The organism is Pseudooceanicola marinus, from assembly GCF_020177265.1.
In the GTDB taxonomy this organism is placed as follows: Bacteria; Pseudomonadota; Alphaproteobacteria; order Rhodobacterales; family Rhodobacteraceae; genus Pseudooceanicola; species Pseudooceanicola marinus_A.
Genome location: NZ_JAIVMC010000001.1, coordinates 919,249 through 935,837, shown reverse-complemented (window position 1 = coordinate 935,837; position 16,589 = coordinate 919,249). Strand labels below are relative to the sequence as shown.

Genomic DNA, 16,589 nt, shown 5'->3' with positions numbered 1-16,589 from the left:
CGCCAGGGGTGCCGGGGAGTGGCGAACGACGCCCGGCCGCTCTCCGCGCAGGAGGCCCCGCGGCGAGCGGCCCTCGGAGAGCCGATGATGTGTATGGAGCAAGCGCAGCGCGGCGCAATACACATAGTCGGTCCCTATGTGTACAGATTGCCTGGTTTTTTTTCCTCTTTCGACCGTTTCAGGGAACCGGTCTCGCGTCCCTATTTCCGCTTCGATCAATCGCCAGAACAAGGAGAAGACGCGATGTTCGAAGGTTATCAATTTGGTCACATCGAGCTGTGGTCGAACAAGGGCAGGAGCGGCGATGGGCCCGAGCCGCATGCGGTTCGAAGGAACGGTCAGCGCAAGTGGACGGCACAGGAGATCCTCGACGAGGCGGAGAGGCTGGCCAGCGCGTCCGCACATGTCATTCCGGGGCGGCCGGGCCCGCAGATCCTGCCCCGCGCTGTCGCGTCCTTCCGTGACATCCGGAAGGCGCAGGAGGAGGCGTCTCAGGTCCAGGAGTCCTACATCCAGCGGGGGAAGGGCAAGAAGACGGTCCCGGTGAGGCGGAAGCTCCGGAGGGACGCGGCCACGCTCTACGCGAGCGTCTTTTCCTTGCCAGTCATGACTGAGGACGCCCTGGCCGATGCCGAGCTCAAGCGGGAGGCCCTGGACGTTCTGGAGCAGGCCTTGGAGTGGGAGTGCGAGAGAATTTCCAAGGCAGGCGGTGTGGTCTTGGCAGGTGTCGTTCACTGGGACGAAGAGCATCTGCACCTCCACGTCTTCGCCGTCGATCCCGTTCGCGGCCGTGTCGATCACCTTCATCCCGGCCGTGTGGCCAAAGAGGCGGTGAACCAGTCCGGTGAGAAGAAGTCGAAGGACCGCGGAAAGCGGGCGAATGTCGCATACTGCGACGCCATGAGGGCATGGCAAGACGAGCTGCACCGGGAGGTCTTCGCATCGGCCGGGCTGCTGCGCTTCGGTCCCGGCCGGGGCCGGTGGACTCGCAAGGAGTATGGCCGGGCCAAAGCTCTCCAGAAGGACATCGCATCACGGGAAGCGCGGCTCGCCGATCTTGAAGCGTGGGAGGGCGCGCAGGAGGATCGGCAGGCCGAGCTCGACGCCCGCGAGAAGGCTCTTGACGGACGCGATGCGAAAATCGCTCAGCGAGAGGCCGAGGTTGCCGAGAAAGCGCGCGCGGCCGAGGCTGTCAGGGCCGATGCGGTTGCACTGCGCACGGCGCTGGACCTTGGAAGTCGGGCCGTGGCCTATCGTGAGCTCGACTACCGGCAGGCCTCGGAGGAGCGCGAGGAAGGGTTGGAGTTCGGACCTGGGGCACCCAGGTCGAAGACGAAGCGAGAGCGGCTCATAAAGGCCGTCCGACCGGCCTATGATTTCGTGGTCGACCTCGCGAAGAAGGCGTTCAATCTTCGGCGGAGAGAAGCGCAGGCCGCGAAGGCCGAGGCTCAGAACCGAAAGGCCGCGATGTCGATAGCCGATGAGCGTGAACGGACTGGGCAGGTTGTCCCGTCGATTCTGACGCAGATCGTGAACGGCGAGGCGTTGCCGCTCGATCGCGATGCATTTCCGGGTGCCTTGTTCCTCGCACGCGGATCCGATCCGGTGGCACTCCAGAATGAGCTGGACGAGATGCCCAACGTCTCTGTCCGCCGAACTTGGGTCGCGACATGGCAATCGATGAAGATATGCGACGAGAGGCCGGATCTGGCCGAAGACCTCGCTCGCGGCGCTGCGGCCTTGGAAGAGGTCGCACGTCAGCGCGGCTACGATCTCGAGAGCGGCAAGCACCATCCGGAGAAGGCGACGGATACGAAGCGGGCGCGGCTTCATGTCGATGCCGAGCCTGCTCCGATCCGGATCATCAGGAGAAACACACAACGCGTGCTGACGCGGGGTTGATCGGCGGTGCATCCGGCAGGCAATCATGCCAGTCCGGATGCGCCGGAATTTCTTCGGGGACGGGCTCACTCCGCGGCGATGGGCTCGAAGTCGTCGGGCTTCTTTTTGCTGAGCTTGCCTTTGGAAAACATGTCCAATTGCATGTCGTCCTCGGTTGCGGGCGGATTCTCGTCGTCCTCGATCTTCGGCTCCGCGGAAACTTCATCGTCAGACACTGCCTCGGAGGCATCGGCTACGCGGGCCTCCGCGAGCCTGCTTTCGATGTACGTCTCGCGTTCGTCGAGTTGCCCGTTCAGGCGGGCAATCTCGAACTTCGCGTCGAGCAGAGCCGTCTCCGCTTCAGCCAGCAGCTTCGCCGTGGAATCCGCGCGTTTTTCTGCCTCGTCGCGTTCGTCCTCCACGAGGCCGCAGTTTGACAGGGCTTCGTCGGCCTCGGCTCGCAAGCGTTCGAGTTCGGCTGCGTGCGCATGCCGTTCCGACGCGGCAATCTCGTCGGCCAGCTGCCACGCGGTCTGCCACATCGCGGCTGCCGCATCATGGAAGTCCTCCGGCATCTCGGGCGCTGCCCGCTCAGCCTGCTCTTTGGCGGCCATTTCGGCCTTGATCTGTTTCACGACGGGGCCAATGTCGCGAAACGATCCGCCGCCGATGGCATCCCGCACCGTCTGATTGGTGACCTGCTCGCCCTTATCAGTCAGCTTGCGGATCGCGTCCCTGACCTGCTTTTCCAGCGACGTGCTGCTCTTCTTCTGGGCCATATCCGGCTCCTCCTGGTAATGGTAAGCGCCGGTAATACCGTTACCTCACGCTACCACCCCGACGGGGTGGTGCAGAGAAAATGGTTCTTTCGACGTAGGCAAAAAAATCTGGAACGGAAAAAGGCGGCCCGGAGACCACCTTTTCTCGTGCTGGCACCTCGAGGGGAGATGATGGCAACGAAGCTTGTTTCAGGACCCACCCGAAGCAACGAGGTTCTTCCGCAGGTTCGCCTCCACCAGCGCCGGGTCCTCACCCGTGATGGCGTAGTTCTCGAAGTTCTCCCCATCGATCTCGATAATCTCGGTCGGCGAGACCCGGAAGACCCGGGCGTTGAATGCCCAGAATCGGATCTTGGCGGGATACCAAGTCGTGCCTTCGTGGCGAAGGCGCACGAGGAGACGTTGAGAACCTTCGCCGCGTCGGACCAATTCGAGCCCGACGAAGGCTGTGGTGTTCTCCAGGGTCACGACTTGCTGCATGGCGCAAAGGAAGTTCACCCGATGATCGCACCATCGCCCTTCGAGCGGCATTTCGAACTCTGGGATACGGCTCTTCCTGAGGTTCCGCACCCTGCAGTAGAGGTCAAGCGTGGTTGGTGACCTGCATGCCCGGACTTTCTCGATATCGAGGAGCGCGAAATTCTCGCCCGACCACCGAAGCGCCATCATCTCGTGGACGGTTTTGCTGAAGCGCCAGGAAAGCCGGCTGTTTCTGTCGGTCAGGGTGATCTCGTCGAAGAGGCCGCGACCAGCGACCTCATCGACCAGCTTCTTTAGCGATCGTGCGTTGTTTGAACCGGCTGGTCCGACCAGGGCTCGGAGCTCAGTGCCGAAGGCCCAAGTCGCGGCCTCTTCCGGATTCTGGATGTAGAGGTCGTCCGAGCGCCACAGGTCGGCGCGATCCTGCATGTAGATCATGGCGATAAGGAGCCGCGTTGTCGTGATGCTGAGCTTGGCGGCGAGGATCTGCTCCAGGAGATTGAAGGTGATGCTGATGTGCGTGTTCTGGGTGGTCATGGTGCCTCTCTGATCAGGTGTGATCAGGAGGTGGGATCGATAGGTGGGTTCGCGGAAAATCGTTCCCAGCGCTTTTCCTGGCGGACCTACACTACTGGCGCATCACCCAGCATTTATTCCAGTCGGCCTGCTTTGTCCCGGACGGCCCCTGCCTGTAGCGATCGCCAACCTGCAAAAACAGTGCACGAATTCCCGCAAGCAATAGAAACGGAAAGGAATTTTCGAAGCAGGCAATTAGGCACATAGGCAGATATTCACTTCACCCATTTTGACCCATTGCTTTGGCAGGCCCCAGCACAGCCCGGCTTGACGGCCGACAGCCAGTGAATTTTCCGATCACGCTGCAGGCGTCGGTCGGCGCTTCCCTCATGGACGATCTGCGTTATCCCAGTCAGAATAGGCGAAAACGGCGAGGGCAGAGATGATTACCGGTGAACTGAGGTCGAAGGTCGACGCGATCTGGAACGCGATGTGGACGGGCGGGCTGTCGAACCCGCAGACGGTCATGGAGCAGTTGACCCTCCTGCTTTTCCTCAAGGGTCTCGATGACGCGCAGACACTCGCGGAACGGCAGGCCCGGGCACGCGGCACGGAGATCGAGAGGGATCTGTTCCCGGACGAATCGGACGGCATCCCCGTCGTCGACGACGCCGGCAACAAGATCGCCGACGGCCGTTCCATGGCCGACCTGCGTTGGCCGAGGTTCACCAACCTGCCGCCCGCGGAGATGCAGGAGGCGGCCGAGAACCACCTGATCCCCTTCCTCCGTCGTCTGGGGTCCGACGGCGCGCCTCTGCGCAAGCACATGGCCAGCGCCCGCTACGAGATCCCCACGGGCCGTCTCCTGGCCAAGGTCGTCGATCTCGTCTCGGACCTGCCGATGAAGAGCCGGGACACCAAGGGCGACCTCTACGAATACATGCTGTCGAAGGTGGCCGCGGCGGGCCAGAACGGCCAGTTCCGGACGCCCCGCCATATCATCGAGCTCATGGTCGCCATGACCGAACCTCGGCGGGATGACGTGATCTGCGATCCGGCCTGCGGTACGGCCGGGTTCCTGGTCGGCGCTGCGGAACACCTGCGTCGCCACGACCCCGATGCCTGGACTGATCCCGACTCCCGCCTCCACATCGAGACCGGCATGTTCCACGGTCACGACTTCGACGGCACCATGCTCCGCCTCGGCGCGATGAACATGGCCCTGCACGGGTTCGAAGACGCCTCCATCGTCTACCGCGACAGCCTCACGCAGGAGCACGGCGACGAAGCCGAAGCCTATTCCCTGATCTTGGCCAACCCGCCCTTCGCCGGCTCTCTGGACGCTGAGGCGGTGGCCAAGGACCTCACCCGCATCGTCAACACCCGGAAGACCGAGCTGCTTTTCCTGGCCCTCTTCCTGCGCCTCCTGAAGCGTGGCGGCCGAGCGGCGGTGGTCGTCCCCGACGGCGTCCTCTTCGGCTCGAACAAGGCCCACAAGGAGGTGCGGCGCATGCTGGTCGAGGATCAGCAGCTCCAGGGCGTCGTCAAGCTCCCGGCCGGCGTCTTCCGTCCCTATGCCGGGGTCTCGACCGCCATCCTGCTCTTCCAGCGCACCGATTCCGGCGGCACGGACGGCGTGTGGTTCTACGACATGCACGCCGACGGCCTCAGCCTCGACGACAAGCGCAACCTGCTCGTGCCTGAGGACAAGATCGGCCCCTGGGCTGAGTTGACCGAGGACGAGGCGAAGCTCAACGACCTTCCTGATGCGCTCGCCCGATGGCAGGAGCGCGAGGGGGCGGAGAAGGACAATCCCCGCACGGCCCGCAGTTTCGTCGTGCCGAAGGCCGAGATCGCCGCCGCAGGCTACGACCTCAGCCTCAACCGATACCGCGAGATCGAGCACGACGCGGTCGAGCACGAGCCGCCCGCCGAGATCCTGTCGCGCCTGCGCGAGATGGAGCGTGACATCTTCGACGGCCTCGAAGAGCTCGAGAAGATGCTCGGAGACGGCACCGTGAAAGAGGCCGCCGAATGACCAATGGCGAGACCTACGGTCGCACGATCCAGCTCTTCCTGGTCGACGGCAAACCCACCGGCCTGCGCAAGGCGACCATCCACGGCTGGACGGGGCTCCTCTTCGTCTCCGGCGCCTCCGCCTTCGGTGACCTCACGGCGCGGGACGAGGTGGACCGCACGGGCGTCTACATCCTCGCCGGTCCCGATCCCGTCGCGGCCGGGACGACCCGGGTCTACATCGGATCGGGCAATTCCGTTGCCGAGCGGATCAAGCAGAGCTCAGTGAAGCGCGATTTCTGGGAGACGGCGATCACCGTCACGACCAGCGACGACGACATGTCGAAGGGCCATGCCGAATACCTCGAGGCACGGCTGATCGAGCAGACGGCCAAGGCCGGGCGCGTGACGCTCGACAACGGCACGAACCCGGATATCGGCCGCCGGCGCCTGCCGGAGGCCGACATCGCCAACATGGAGCAGTTCCTGGCGAACCTCCGGATCATCCTGCCGGTAATCGGGCTCGACATGTTGAAGCCGCAGCCAAAGGCCGTCAGCGCCAAGGCCAACCCGACCTCGCCCTCCGTGTCGGACGAGGTGCAATTCGAGATCCGGCACAAGAGCGGGGTCTCGGCCACGGCGGTGGAGGAGGATGGCGAGTTCGTCGTGCTGGAAGGCTCCGAGGCCCTGAAGGACACAGGCTATGTCCAGCAGAGCTATGGCGGTCTGAAGGAGAAGCTCATCGCCGACGGCGTGCTGGTGCCGCAGGAGGTGCCCCCGGGCACCGGCAAGCTACGCTTCGCCAAGCCCTGGTCCTTCTCCAGCCCCTCGGCGGCGGCCGCGGTCGTGCTGGACCGCAACAGCAACGGGCGGCTGGAATGGAAGGTCAAGGGCGCGAGCCAGACCTACCACGACTGGCAGCAGGCGCAGGCGGCGAAGCAGGAGGCGGCGGAATGAGCTGGCAATCTGTTCCTCTTGGGGAGGTGTTCGAGATCGCTCGCGGAGGATCGCCTCGGCCAATCGACAAATTCATCACCGACGATCCGGACGGATTGAACTGGGTGAAAATTGGTGACGCGACAGCGAGCGGAAAATACATTCTCTCGACCAAGGAAAAGATCAGGAAGGAAGGCTTGTCGAAAACCAGGGCCGTCGAGCCAGGAGATTTCCTCCTGACAAATTCAATGAGCTTCGGTCGCCCATATATCATGGGAACGCATGGGTGCATCCACGACGGTTGGCTTGTCCTGAAACCGCGCCGGGATGACACGGTTTCTCAGGACTACATGTATCACGTCCTTGGAAGCGACGAGATCAAGGCGAGGTTCGCATCGAGAGCGCCAGGTTCTACGGTGAAGAACCTGAATTCTGCGATGGTTGCCGAAACGAGCATCCCCCTCCCGCCCCTCGAGGAGCAGCGGCGGATTGCGGGGATACTGGATGCGGCCGACGCCCTGCGCCGCCGCCGCCGCGAGGCCCTCGCCCTGCTCGACACCCTCCCGGGCGCGATCTTCGCGGAGATGTTCCTGTCCTCCAGACCTGGAGATCCGGAACGCCCCACTCAGCCCCTCGGAGATCTTGTCAACGCTGTCAGCGGATCAACTCCTTCGAAAAGCAACAAGGCTTTCTGGAACGGCGATATTCCGTGGATCAGCCCGAAGGACATGAAAACAGACGATCTTGATCGAGCAATTCTCAATATTACCCAAGAAGCCACGAAAACCGGGAAAGCCAAACTTGTCGGCCCTGATGTCACTCTGATTGTAATCCGGGGAATGATCTTGGCCCATTCGGTTCCGGTTTGCGACTTGCGCGTTCCAGCCTCATTCAATCAGGATGTGAAAGCGCTGGTCCCCAGAAAGGGCATCAGCAACATATTCATATCTGCTGCACTTCGTGCATCGAAAAACCGCCTTCTCAGCATGGTGTCCAACGCCGCCCATGGAACAAAGAGGATCGAAATGGGGGACTTGATGAAATTCCCGATCCCCTTTGCGACCGAGGCAGAACAAGAAATATTCGTGGACGCTATCGCGGCTGTTGCAGCACAGAGAGCGCGCTTCGAAGGTGCATCTCACGATGGCGAAACTCTCTTCGCCTCCCTCCAATCCCGCGCCTTCGCCGGAGAGCTCTGACCTCGGGACATCGCCATGACCGCCAGCAACTTTGCCCATCTCGAACCCGACTTCCCTGCCGTCCACGCCGCGGCGAGTTCGGCCGAGCGGCTGGCGATGTCGGAGCCCGAGGCGGCGGCGATCCTGGCGGGCAAGGCGGTGGAGCTGGCGCTCGGATGGGCCTTCGCCCATGACGCGGGACTGACGCCCCCGGCCCAGACCGGCGCGAGCCGGATGATCAACGACCCGGACCTGCGCACAATCATGGGTCAGAAGGTCCACGCCAAGGCGCGCTTCATCAACCTCGTCCGCAACAAGTCCGCCCACGAGGGCGCAAACCTGAAGTCCGAGGGTGCGCGCCAGGTGGTCGAGGAGCTGCACCACGTCCTGCACTGGTTCGGCCGCACCTACGCCTGCCGCCAGAAGCCCCCCGAGCCGAATTATTTCGACCCAGCCCCGCTGACCGCCCGGCTCGACCTGATCCGCGAGGCCCGGGGGCGCATCCAGAGCACCGAGAAGGCCCTGGAGGCGCGCACCGAGGAACTCGAGGACCTCCGCGCCCGCTACGCCAGCCTCGACGACGAGTTGAAGGCAAAGCGCGCTGAGGTGGCCAAGGCCCGGGCCGATCAATCCGCCGACCCGCACGACTACAACGAGGCCACCACTCGCCTGCGCCTGATCGACCTGCTGCTGGCCGAGTCCGGATGGACCGACCTCAAGGAAGGCCGGGATCTGGAATACCGGGTGGAGCCTATGCCCAACGAGCAGAGCCATGGCTTTGCCGACTACGTCCTCTGGGGCGCGGACGGCCTGCCTCTGGCCGTGGTCGAGGCCAAGCGCACCCGCCGCTCGCCCTCAGAGGGGCAGCAGCAGGCGAAGCTCTACGCCGACGCGCTGGAGCAGATGCACGGCCGCCGGCCGGTGATCTTCTACACCAACGGTTACGAGCACTGGATCTGGGACGACGCCCGGGGCATCCCGCCCCGACGCCTGGGCGGCTTCAAGACCGCGCAGGAGCTGGGCGAGATGATCGCCCGCCGGAGCGAGGCGAAAGCCTTGGTCGACCAGAAGCCCAAGGCCGCCATCGCGGGCCGCCCCTACCAGACCCGCGCCCTGACGCGGATCGCCGAGCATTTCGATGCCGGTTCCCGGAAGGCCCTGCTGGTCATGGCGACGGGCACAGGCAAGACGCGGACGGTGATCGCCCTTGTGGACATGATGGTGCGCGCAGGGCTGGTGAAGCGGGCCCTGTTCCTCTGCGATCGTATCAGCCTTGTCCGGCAGGCGCGCAACGCCTTCGCCCAGCAGATGCCCGACAGCTCTCCGGTGAACCTGGTGACCGATCCATCGGGCACGGGCCGGGTCTACGTCTCCACCTATCCAACGATGATGAACCTAATCGACCGTGGCGATCATTCCGGCCGACGCTTCGGACCCGGGCATTTCGACCTGGTGATCATCGACGAGGCGCACCGGTCCATCTACAAGCGCTATCGGGCGATCTTCGAGTGGTTCGACAGCTACCTCGTGGGCCTCACGGCCACGCCCCGCGACGAGGTGGACCGGGATACCTACCGGCTGTTCGACCTCGACCCCGGGCATCCCACGGATTTTTACGGCCTTGAGGAGGCGATCGAGGACGGGTTCCTGGTGCCCTTTGAGCCGATCTCGTTGCCGACCAGGTTCATGCGCGAGGGCATCCGCTACGACGACCTGTCGGACGAGGAGAAAGACCAGTGGGATGAGCTCGACTGGGGCGAGACCGGGCGGCGCGAGGAGGTCACGGCTGGGGAACTCAACAGGTATCTGTTCAACGCCGATACGGTCGACAAGGTGCTGGCGCATGTCATGGAGCACGGCATCCGCGTCGCCGGCGGCGACAAGATCGGCAAGACGATCATCTTCGCCGCGAACAAGCCCCATGCGAAGTTCATCGAAGAGCGCTTCAACGCCGGGTGGCCGAACTACGGCGGGACCTTCGCTCGGCGGATCGTTCACGGCGAGAGCTATGCCCAGAGCCTGATCGAGGCCTTCGAGATCCCCGGTAGGGAGCCGCAGATCGCTATCTCTGTCGACATGATGGACACGGGCGTGGACGTGCCTGAGGTAGTGAACCTGGTTTTCTTCAAGCTCGTTCGCTCGAAGACGAAATTCTGGCAGATGGTCGGCCGGGGGACACGCCTGCGGCCGAACCTGTTCGGCCCTGGCGCGGACAAGACCGCATTCCGGATCTTCGATGTCTGCGGCAACCTCGAATTCTTCGGATCGAACCCGGAACTCAAGGATCCGTCAGTCCCGAAGTCGCTGACTGAGCGGCTGATCGAGGCAAGGTTGAAGGTGGCGCAGGGCATCGACGACACGCTGGCTTCACCATTCCACGAGCAGCAGGATGACGACGCGGAAGACCTCAAGGGTGTCCGCGCGGAGATCGTATCAGACGTGCGCCGGTTCGTGATGGGCCTCGATATCTCGTCCTTCGTCGTCCGCGGCCACCTGCGCTCTGTCGAGACGTGGCAGGCAGACGATGCGCCATGGTCCGCGTTGTCCGAGGAGGCCACCGAGGAGCTGACAGGCCTGGCAGCCTTGCCGAGCAATGCCGATCTGGGCGGGGAAGAGGCGAAGCGCTTCGACCTCGTGATGTTCGAGCTCCAAATCAGCCTGATGGGTCGGTCGACGAAGATGGAGTCCTGCCGCCGGAAGGTAATGGAGATTGCGACGGCACTCTCCGCGAAGCTGGAGATTCCCGCAGTTGCCCGGCAAGCGGAGCTCATCGAGGAAATCCTGACCGAATCTTGGTGGGAGGGCCTGACGGTGCCTATCGCCGAGCGGGCGCGCCTGAGACTGCGCGATATCGTGCATCTCATCGATCAGGCGTCCCGAAGCATCCTCTACACCGATTTCGAAGATGACCTCGGGGCTGCAACTCCCGTCCCCCTCAACCCGGCTGCAGATTTTGCCGCATTCAAGAAGAAGGCCCGCGAGTTCCTCTCCAAGCACGGAGAACATGTCGCTCTCCGCCGCCTGCGATCCGGACGACCGCTTACACGCGTAGACATTGAAGAACTCGAGCGGATGTTGCTGGAGGCGGGTGTGGGATCGGATGCCGACATCGAGATCGCCAGGAAAACCGAAGCCGCACAGGTTGGCGGGTTCGGGGTTTTTCTGAGGTCGATCGTCGGCCTCGATCGCTCGGCGGCCCAGGGGTTTTTCGCCGAATTCATCGCTGATGGTGCCTCGGCAGATCAGATCGAGTTCGTCGGGATGGTCATCGAGCACCTGACCCGGAACGGCGTGATCGACCCGGGCCTGCTCTACGATAGCCCCTTTTCTGATCTCACGCCCGATGGCCCCGATAGTGTGTTCGACGAGCAGGACGTGGACCGCTTCTTGGGGCGACTCCGAAGTCTCAATCAGACTGCCGTCGTGTCTGATGCATCTGCCGACGTCGGCTAAACGCCATCATCCACGCCGGGGAGCCGCCGCAGTCGGCGTGGGACAGGGACAAGAGGAGGTGGGACCCGTCTGACGTCAGCCTTTCGCGGCGAAGCGGACGACACTACCTACTCTGTTGGCAGCCAAATCCCTGCGGCCCAGGTGCAGGTCAAACTGGTGCCGAAGGTCTCGCCCTGGTCTCCGGGAAAGCTCTTTCCCCGTGACGGGCAGGAGTCGCCGTGGTGATCTACGGCAACAGCGAAACGCTCTCTCGGCCTGAACTGCGAACCTGGCGAGACTGGCGCCGGGCGGATCGGCCGTAAGGCTGCTCGGCAAGGAGGCTGACCATTATCGGTTATTGAGCAGGGGGCGTCCAGGAACTCTGGAGGCACCCTTCGCGATCTCTACAACGGGGCAAACAAGATCGGCCACCATTCCCAGTCGGCATATTTGTCGCCGATCTGTTCCACATGAATATAGCGGGACAGGCTGCCATCCGGAGAGTGCCCTGTATACTTCATGACGACATCGCGACTTCCACCGCCGAGTCCGGTCTCGAAGAACCTGGAAATCGCCTCGTGGCGTAAATCGTGGAAGTGGAGGTCCTCGATGCCGAGGATCTGGCATGCTTCCGTGAAGAGGCGACTGATGGTGTCCGGGCTATAGGGAAAGACCCGGTCCTTCTTGCGAGGCATCGACAAAACGAGTTTCATGCCCTCTGCCGTGACCCACGTTTCGATGTCGTTGCCCTGGGTCTGGCGCGGGTGTTTCATGTTCCGGATCATAAGGCGGGCCTTCTCTTCATCAAGGTCCCTCCAGGGAATGGAGCACAACGCCTCCTGACGATGGCCGAGGGTGATCGCGCCGCCGATCACCTTGTGCATCGGCACGCTTCGGCGATTGGCCAGGTAGCGGTTGTGGAAATGGGTCAAAAGCCTGTCGAGCTCATCCAGCGTAGGCCGGCGATTCCGAACCGCCGACCGAGCGACCATTCGCTGGTGCTTCAGCGTGCGCATGGCGCTTTCGAAGTCGCCGATCGGCATCTGGACCTTGCTGATCGGACCTCCGTAGGACACGACAGTGCGAAGGGTCGCCATGTAGCTGTTGACTGTCTGGGGCATGCGAGGCTTCAGGGCGTAATGCTCTGGACAGTCCGCGGCAGGGTTCGCCGGCGGGGCTTGCACGCCCCGCAGAAGATCCTGAGCCAGGCGGAAGAAGTCGTGTTCCCCGGTCTCCTCGACAATCATCTTACCGAAATCGAGTCGCTGGAGATACGCGAGATTCGCGGTCTTTGTCTTGCCGAACGCATCCGGCGAGGCGTCGCTGTATTCCTGGATGACGCCTGACCAAGTCTTTCGGTGCCGAGCCGCGACGGCCCGGTCGAGAGCGCCTTTGCCCTTCAGATCACGCTCGGTCTTCTTCATCCATCGTTCCGCCGCCTGGCGGCTCGGGAACGTGTCGCTGAGAGTGAGGACGACCTTGCCGCCTTTCTTCTTGCGGATCACTGCGGTGAAGCTCTTCGCGCCGTCTTTCTTCTGGCGCGCCATGATGGTACCCATCCGGGTCTCCTTTCGGGAAATCGTTGCCGATGGTCGGGAGATCGAACCGGGCGGCGCGCGCCGGTCGGAACTTTGTCCAGGGTTCGATATCTCGCCGGCGCACCCGGCGGAGACCTCGCCTTCGCAGCGACGAGGCGAGGCTCCGAAGGAGCTGGAGGGTGGTGTAACAATTCGGGTTTCGGTGCAACATTTGTTGCACCACCCCCGAAAACGGGGGCAAAAGGCCCACAAATCGAGGAAGACCGGTCAGGTGAACATGAGCGCAGAGCCAGTAAAACAAGGGGTTTCGGACATCCGACGGGCCGCGCGGCTGAGCGTGGCCCCGATGATGGATTGGAGCAACGCTTCGTAGGTCATTGATCTTAATTGAATAATACGCCTCGCAGAGTCAAGTAGCAGAAAAATAGCAACAACATTTGGCCGTCGTCGGCGATTGTCGTTGATCGAGAAATGCCGACACATCATGTCGCGCGCGGGACCTGACCGAGGGAAAAGGTTCTCGGTTTCGTCGATGCCCGATTTGGCCAAGCTCCATTGCATGGAGCAAGAGGAGCGACATGCGCTCGCATACAGGATACCCGCCTGATCGCTTGGGCTGGTCCCAGAATGCCTTGCGGGCTGCCAACCGCGACCTGCCGCACCTGCGCATTTACGCGCAGGCGCATGTCGGCCCGCCGAACCGCATCGCGTTCGTCGTGGTTCACGGGGTCGGCGAGGACCGCGACCGGCGCCGCCGGGTCCGCGCCGAGGCAAGGCTCCGCCAGTCGGCGGGTGCCTCGATCCGTCGGGACTTTTGCGTGACGATGGCGTGGGTCGGCGGCGGGGCGGTTTGCAGCGACACCGCCGGCTCGATGAGAGCGGCGGTCTCGGGAAGGTCCGGCAACGTTGCGCAGTCGGCCAGAACAAGCGGCACCGTGGCCGCAATTCGGAATATCATGGAATGCTTCCTGGGATGAGTGTCGCGCGTGCCGGCGGAGCCGGCATGGGACACTCAGCCCTTGGGCGATTTCCTCGGGCCTTTGGGATCGACGAGGTTCGCGCCGATCTCACTCATCCCGTGATGCCGTGCGATGATGAGGGTGGACTCAGTCCGGTCCACATGCGGCAAAAGGTTCATGGCAAGACCGCACATGCCGATGCAACATATGCCGGGCGCCGATTGCGTGTCAGACGTGTCTGTCTGCTCTGCCGCCGCGTGATCGGCGTGGAGCCGGTGCGTCTCATGCACATCCTGCATGACGGTGACGGTGGGGGCGGTCCTCGATACGCAGTCCAGCGCCGCGGCCCGCGCCATCACGGTTTCCCCCCCGAGCACCAGAAGGGCCAGGACGAGCACGTATCTTGTCATGAGCGCGCGGAGCTTTTTCATCGTGCGGCGAAGAATGCCGCGTCCAAAGGAACAGGCAAGAGGTATCTTCACGCAGCTTTCACTGCCAGTCACACGCGCGTGATGAGGGGGGGCGTCAAAGCTTCACCCGGCGCAGGCGCAGCGCGTTGGTGATGACCGAGACGGAGGACAGGCTCATCGCCGCCGCCGCGATCATGGGCGACAAAAGCAATCCGATGAAGGGATAGAGGATCCCGGCCGCGACGGGCACGCCGGCGGCGTTGTAGGCAAAGGCGAAGAAGAGGTTCTCCTTGATGTTGCGCAGCGTCGCGGTGGCCAGCTTGCGGGCGCGGACGATGCCGACGAGATCACCGCCCAGCAGGGTGATCCCGGCGCTCTCGACCGCGACGTCCGCGCCGGTGCCCATGGCGATGCCGACGTCCGCCGCGGCGAGGGCAGGGGCGTCGTTCACGCCGTCGCCCGCCATGGCGATATAGGCGCCCTGCGCGCGCAGCTCCTCGACCAGCGCCTTCTTGTCCTGGGGCAGGACGCCGGCGCGCACATCGTCGATGCCGAGATGGCGCGCGACGGCCTCGGCGGTGCGCTGGTTGTCGCCGGTCGCCATGATGACCCGCAGCCCGAGCGCGTGCAGGTCGCGGATCGCGCCCTCGGTCGTCTCCTTGATCGGGTCGGCCACGGCCACGAGGCCGACGAGGGTGCCGTCCACCGCCACATACATCGCCGTCTTGCCGTCCGCGCGCAGGGCGTCGGCGCTGTCCTCGGCGGAGGCGGCGTCGATCTTCAGCGCCTCCATCAGCGCGCGGTTGCCGAGGGCCACGTCCCGGCCGGAAACGCGGCCCGTGACGCCCTTGCCGGTGACCGCGTCGAAGTCGGTGACGTCGCGCCGTTCCGCGTTGCGCTCCCGCGCGCCCTGCACGATCGCTTCGGCCAAGGGATGTTCCGAGCCGCGCTCGAGGGCCGCGGCAAGGGCGAGCACTTCGGCCTCGTCGGTCTGCCCGAGCGCGACCACGTCGGTCAGACTGGGCTTGCCCATGGTCAGCGTGCCGGTCTTGTCGACGATCACGGTGTCGACCCGCGCCATGCGCTCGAGCGCCTCGGCGTCCTTGATGAGCACGCCCGCCTGCGCGCCGCGCCCGGCGGCGGTGGTGATCGAAATCGGCGTCGCGAGCCCGAGCGCGCAGGGACAGGCGATGATGAGAACCGAGACCGCCGAGGCGATGGCGAAGGCGAGGGCCGGCTCCGGACCGAAAGCCAACCAGGTGAAGAAGGCGAGCACCGCGATGCCGACCACCGTGGGCACGAAGATCGCGGACACGCGGTCGGCGAGGCCCTGGATCGGCGCGCGCGACCGGCGGGCGCCCGCGACCATGTCGACGATCTGGGCCAGCACGGTGTCGGCGCCCACCTGCGTCGCGCGGATCGCCAGCGTGCCGTTCCTGTTGATCGTGCCGCCGGTGACGCGGTCGCCTTCGGTCTTCTCGACCGGGACCGGCTCGCCGGTGATCATACTTTCGTCGACCGAAGAGCGGCCCTCGACCACCTCGGCATCCACGGGGATGCTGTCGCCGGGGCGGACGCGCAGCATGTCGCCTGCGACCACGTTCTCGAGCGGGGCATCGTATTCGGTCCCGTCCGGCAGGATGCGCCGCGCGGTCTTGGGGGCGAGGTCCAGCAGCGCGCGGATCGCGTCGCCGGTGCGCTCGCGGGCGCGCAGCTCGAGCACCTGGCCCACGAAGATCAGCGCGACGATCACGACCGCCGCCTCGAAATAGGTCCCGACGCCTTCGCCCATCCGGTATTCCATCGGGAAGACCCCCGGCAGGAAGGTCGCGAAGAGCGAGTAGACATAGGCCGCGCCGACACCGAGCGAGATCAGCGTCCACATGTTGGGCGACATGTTACGGAAGGAATCGAGGCCGCGTTTGAAGAACGGCAGTGCAGCCCAGAGCACGATTGGCGTTGCGAGGAGGAATTCGACGTAGGTGGCGACGCGGTGGCCGATCCAGTCGCGCACCGGCAGGCCCACCAGCTCGCCCATGGTCAGGATGATGAGAGGCACGGCGGCAGCCGCGCTGATCCACATGCGGCGGGTGAAATCGGTGAGTTCCTCGGAGGGCTCGTCGCTGGGCACCATGGGCTCCAGTGCCATGCCGCAGATCGGGCATGCGCCGGGTTCGTCGCGCACGATCTCGGGGTGCATCGGGCAGGTCCATTGCGTGCCGGGCTGTGCCTGCTGATCGGCCTTGTCGGCGTTTCCCGAGGCATAGAACCACGGGTCCGCCCTGAACTTCTCCTCGCAGCCCTCCGAGCAGAAATGATAGGTCTCGCCGCCGAAATCCTGATTGCGGGTATCGCCCTTGACCTCGACGGTCATGCCGCAGACCGGGTCTTTCGCGGTTTCGGCCCCGTCGGGGGCAGGGGCGCCGTGATCGTGGTGGTGCTGGTGTTTCGCGTGTTCGGACAT

The 16,589-nt window shown here is 64.0% G+C and carries 11 protein-coding genes; 6 read left to right on the top strand and 5 right to left on the bottom strand.

Going from position 1 to position 16,589, the window contains the following annotated elements; all coding sequences use genetic code 11:
• Positions 1 to 18: 18 nt before the first annotated feature.
• Entirely contained in the window at positions 19 to 1,902 is a 1,884-nt protein-coding gene (locus tag LC066_RS04365) for a hypothetical protein (RefSeq protein WP_224896650.1), read from the top strand.
• 65 nt (positions 1,903 to 1,967) lie between these two features.
• Here the strand turns inward: LC066_RS04365 and LC066_RS04360 are convergent, their stop codons facing one another.
• Both LC066_RS04360 and LC066_RS04355 read right to left on the bottom strand, forming a co-directional pair.
• Positions 1,968 to 2,660, bottom strand: a complete 693-nt coding sequence (locus LC066_RS04360) for a DNA-binding protein (protein WP_224896649.1) — start codon at positions 2,658 to 2,660, stop codon at positions 1,968 to 1,970.
• Positions 2,661 to 2,849: 189 nt separating this feature from the next.
• Positions 2,850 to 3,677, bottom strand: coding sequence for a hypothetical protein (locus LC066_RS04355; RefSeq protein WP_224896648.1), 828 nt, complete (start codon positions 3,675 to 3,677; stop codon positions 2,850 to 2,852).
• A 421-nt stretch (positions 3,678 to 4,098) separates the two neighbouring features.
• Here LC066_RS04355 and LC066_RS04350 point away from each other — a divergent pair, with 421 nt between their 5' ends.
• Genes LC066_RS04350 through LC066_RS04335 form a run of 4 tightly spaced genes read left to right on the top strand, consistent with a single transcriptional unit; the run spans position 4,099 to position 11,239 of the window.
• A complete protein-coding gene (locus tag LC066_RS04350; protein WP_224896647.1) occupies positions 4,099 to 5,694 on the top strand; it encodes a class I SAM-dependent DNA methyltransferase in 1,596 nt (531 codons plus the stop codon).
• A complete protein-coding gene (locus LC066_RS04345) occupies positions 5,691 to 6,629 on the top strand; it encodes a GIY-YIG nuclease family protein (RefSeq protein WP_224896646.1) in 939 nt (312 codons plus the stop codon). The genes LC066_RS04350 and LC066_RS04345 overlap by 4 nt, the downstream gene beginning before the upstream one ends.
• Positions 6,626 to 7,807: a restriction endonuclease subunit S gene (locus LC066_RS04340; protein WP_224896645.1), complete on the top strand. Its 1,182-nt coding sequence runs from the start codon at positions 6,626 to 6,628 to the stop codon at positions 7,805 to 7,807. The genes LC066_RS04345 and LC066_RS04340 overlap by 4 nt, the downstream gene beginning before the upstream one ends.
• 15 nt (positions 7,808 to 7,822) lie before the next feature.
• Positions 7,823 to 11,239, top strand: a complete 3,417-nt coding sequence (locus LC066_RS04335; protein ID WP_224896644.1) for a DEAD/DEAH box helicase family protein — start codon at positions 7,823 to 7,825, stop codon at positions 11,237 to 11,239.
• A 383-nt stretch (positions 11,240 to 11,622) separates the two neighbouring features.
• Here LC066_RS04335 and LC066_RS04330 read toward each other — a convergent pair whose 3' ends face one another.
• On the bottom strand, positions 11,623 to 12,777 hold the full coding sequence (locus LC066_RS04330) for a tyrosine-type recombinase/integrase (RefSeq protein ID WP_224896643.1): 1,155 nt from the start codon (positions 12,775 to 12,777) through the stop codon (positions 11,623 to 11,625).
• 590 nt (positions 12,778 to 13,367) lie between these two features.
• On the opposite strand from LC066_RS04330, the gene LC066_RS04325 reads away from it, so the two are divergent.
• Positions 13,368 to 13,733 carry a hypothetical protein gene (locus LC066_RS04325; protein WP_224896642.1) on the top strand — a complete coding sequence of 122 codons (366 nt, stop codon included), beginning with the start codon at positions 13,368 to 13,370 and terminating at the stop codon, positions 13,731 to 13,733.
• A gap of 35 nt (positions 13,734 to 13,768) precedes the next feature.
• On the opposite strand, the gene LC066_RS04320 is transcribed toward LC066_RS04325, so the two are convergent.
• Together LC066_RS04320 and LC066_RS04315 are read right to left on the bottom strand one after the other, a co-directional pair.
• The gene (locus LC066_RS04320; protein ID WP_224896641.1) at positions 13,769 to 14,125 is read right to left on the bottom strand and encodes a hypothetical protein; all 357 of its coding nucleotides are present in this window, start codon (positions 14,123 to 14,125) and stop codon (positions 13,769 to 13,771) included.
• Positions 14,126 to 14,240: 115 nt separating this feature from the next.
• On the bottom strand, positions 14,241 to 16,589 hold the full coding sequence (locus LC066_RS04315) for a heavy metal translocating P-type ATPase (RefSeq protein ID WP_149755588.1): 2,349 nt from the start codon (positions 16,587 to 16,589) through the stop codon (positions 14,241 to 14,243).

What these genes read in the sequence shown, in the direction of transcription:
- LC066_RS04360 (WP_224896649.1), bottom strand. Translation starts at nt 2,660, where the DNA reads ATGGCCCAGAAGAAGAGCAGCACGTCGCTGGAAAAGCAGGTCAGGGAC.
- LC066_RS04355 (WP_224896648.1), bottom strand. Translation starts at nt 3,677, where the DNA reads ATGACCACCCAGAACACGCACATCAGCATCACCTTCAATCTCCTGGAG.
- LC066_RS04350 (WP_224896647.1), top strand. Translation starts at nt 4,099, where the DNA reads ATGATTACCGGTGAACTGAGGTCGAAGGTCGACGCGATCTGGAACGCG.
- LC066_RS04345 (WP_224896646.1), top strand. Translation starts at nt 5,691, where the DNA reads ATGACCAATGGCGAGACCTACGGTCGCACGATCCAGCTCTTCCTGGTC.
- LC066_RS04340 (WP_224896645.1), top strand. Translation starts at nt 6,626, where the DNA reads ATGAGCTGGCAATCTGTTCCTCTTGGGGAGGTGTTCGAGATCGCTCGC.
- LC066_RS04335 (WP_224896644.1), top strand. Translation starts at nt 7,823, where the DNA reads ATGACCGCCAGCAACTTTGCCCATCTCGAACCCGACTTCCCTGCCGTC.
- LC066_RS04330 (WP_224896643.1), bottom strand. Translation starts at nt 12,777, where the DNA reads ATGGGTACCATCATGGCGCGCCAGAAGAAAGACGGCGCGAAGAGCTTC.
- LC066_RS04320 (WP_224896641.1), bottom strand. Translation starts at nt 14,125, where the DNA reads ATGACAAGATACGTGCTCGTCCTGGCCCTTCTGGTGCTCGGGGGGGAA.
- LC066_RS04315 (WP_149755588.1), bottom strand. Translation starts at nt 16,589, where the DNA reads ATGTCCGAACACGCGAAACACCAGCACCACCACGATCACGGCGCCCCT.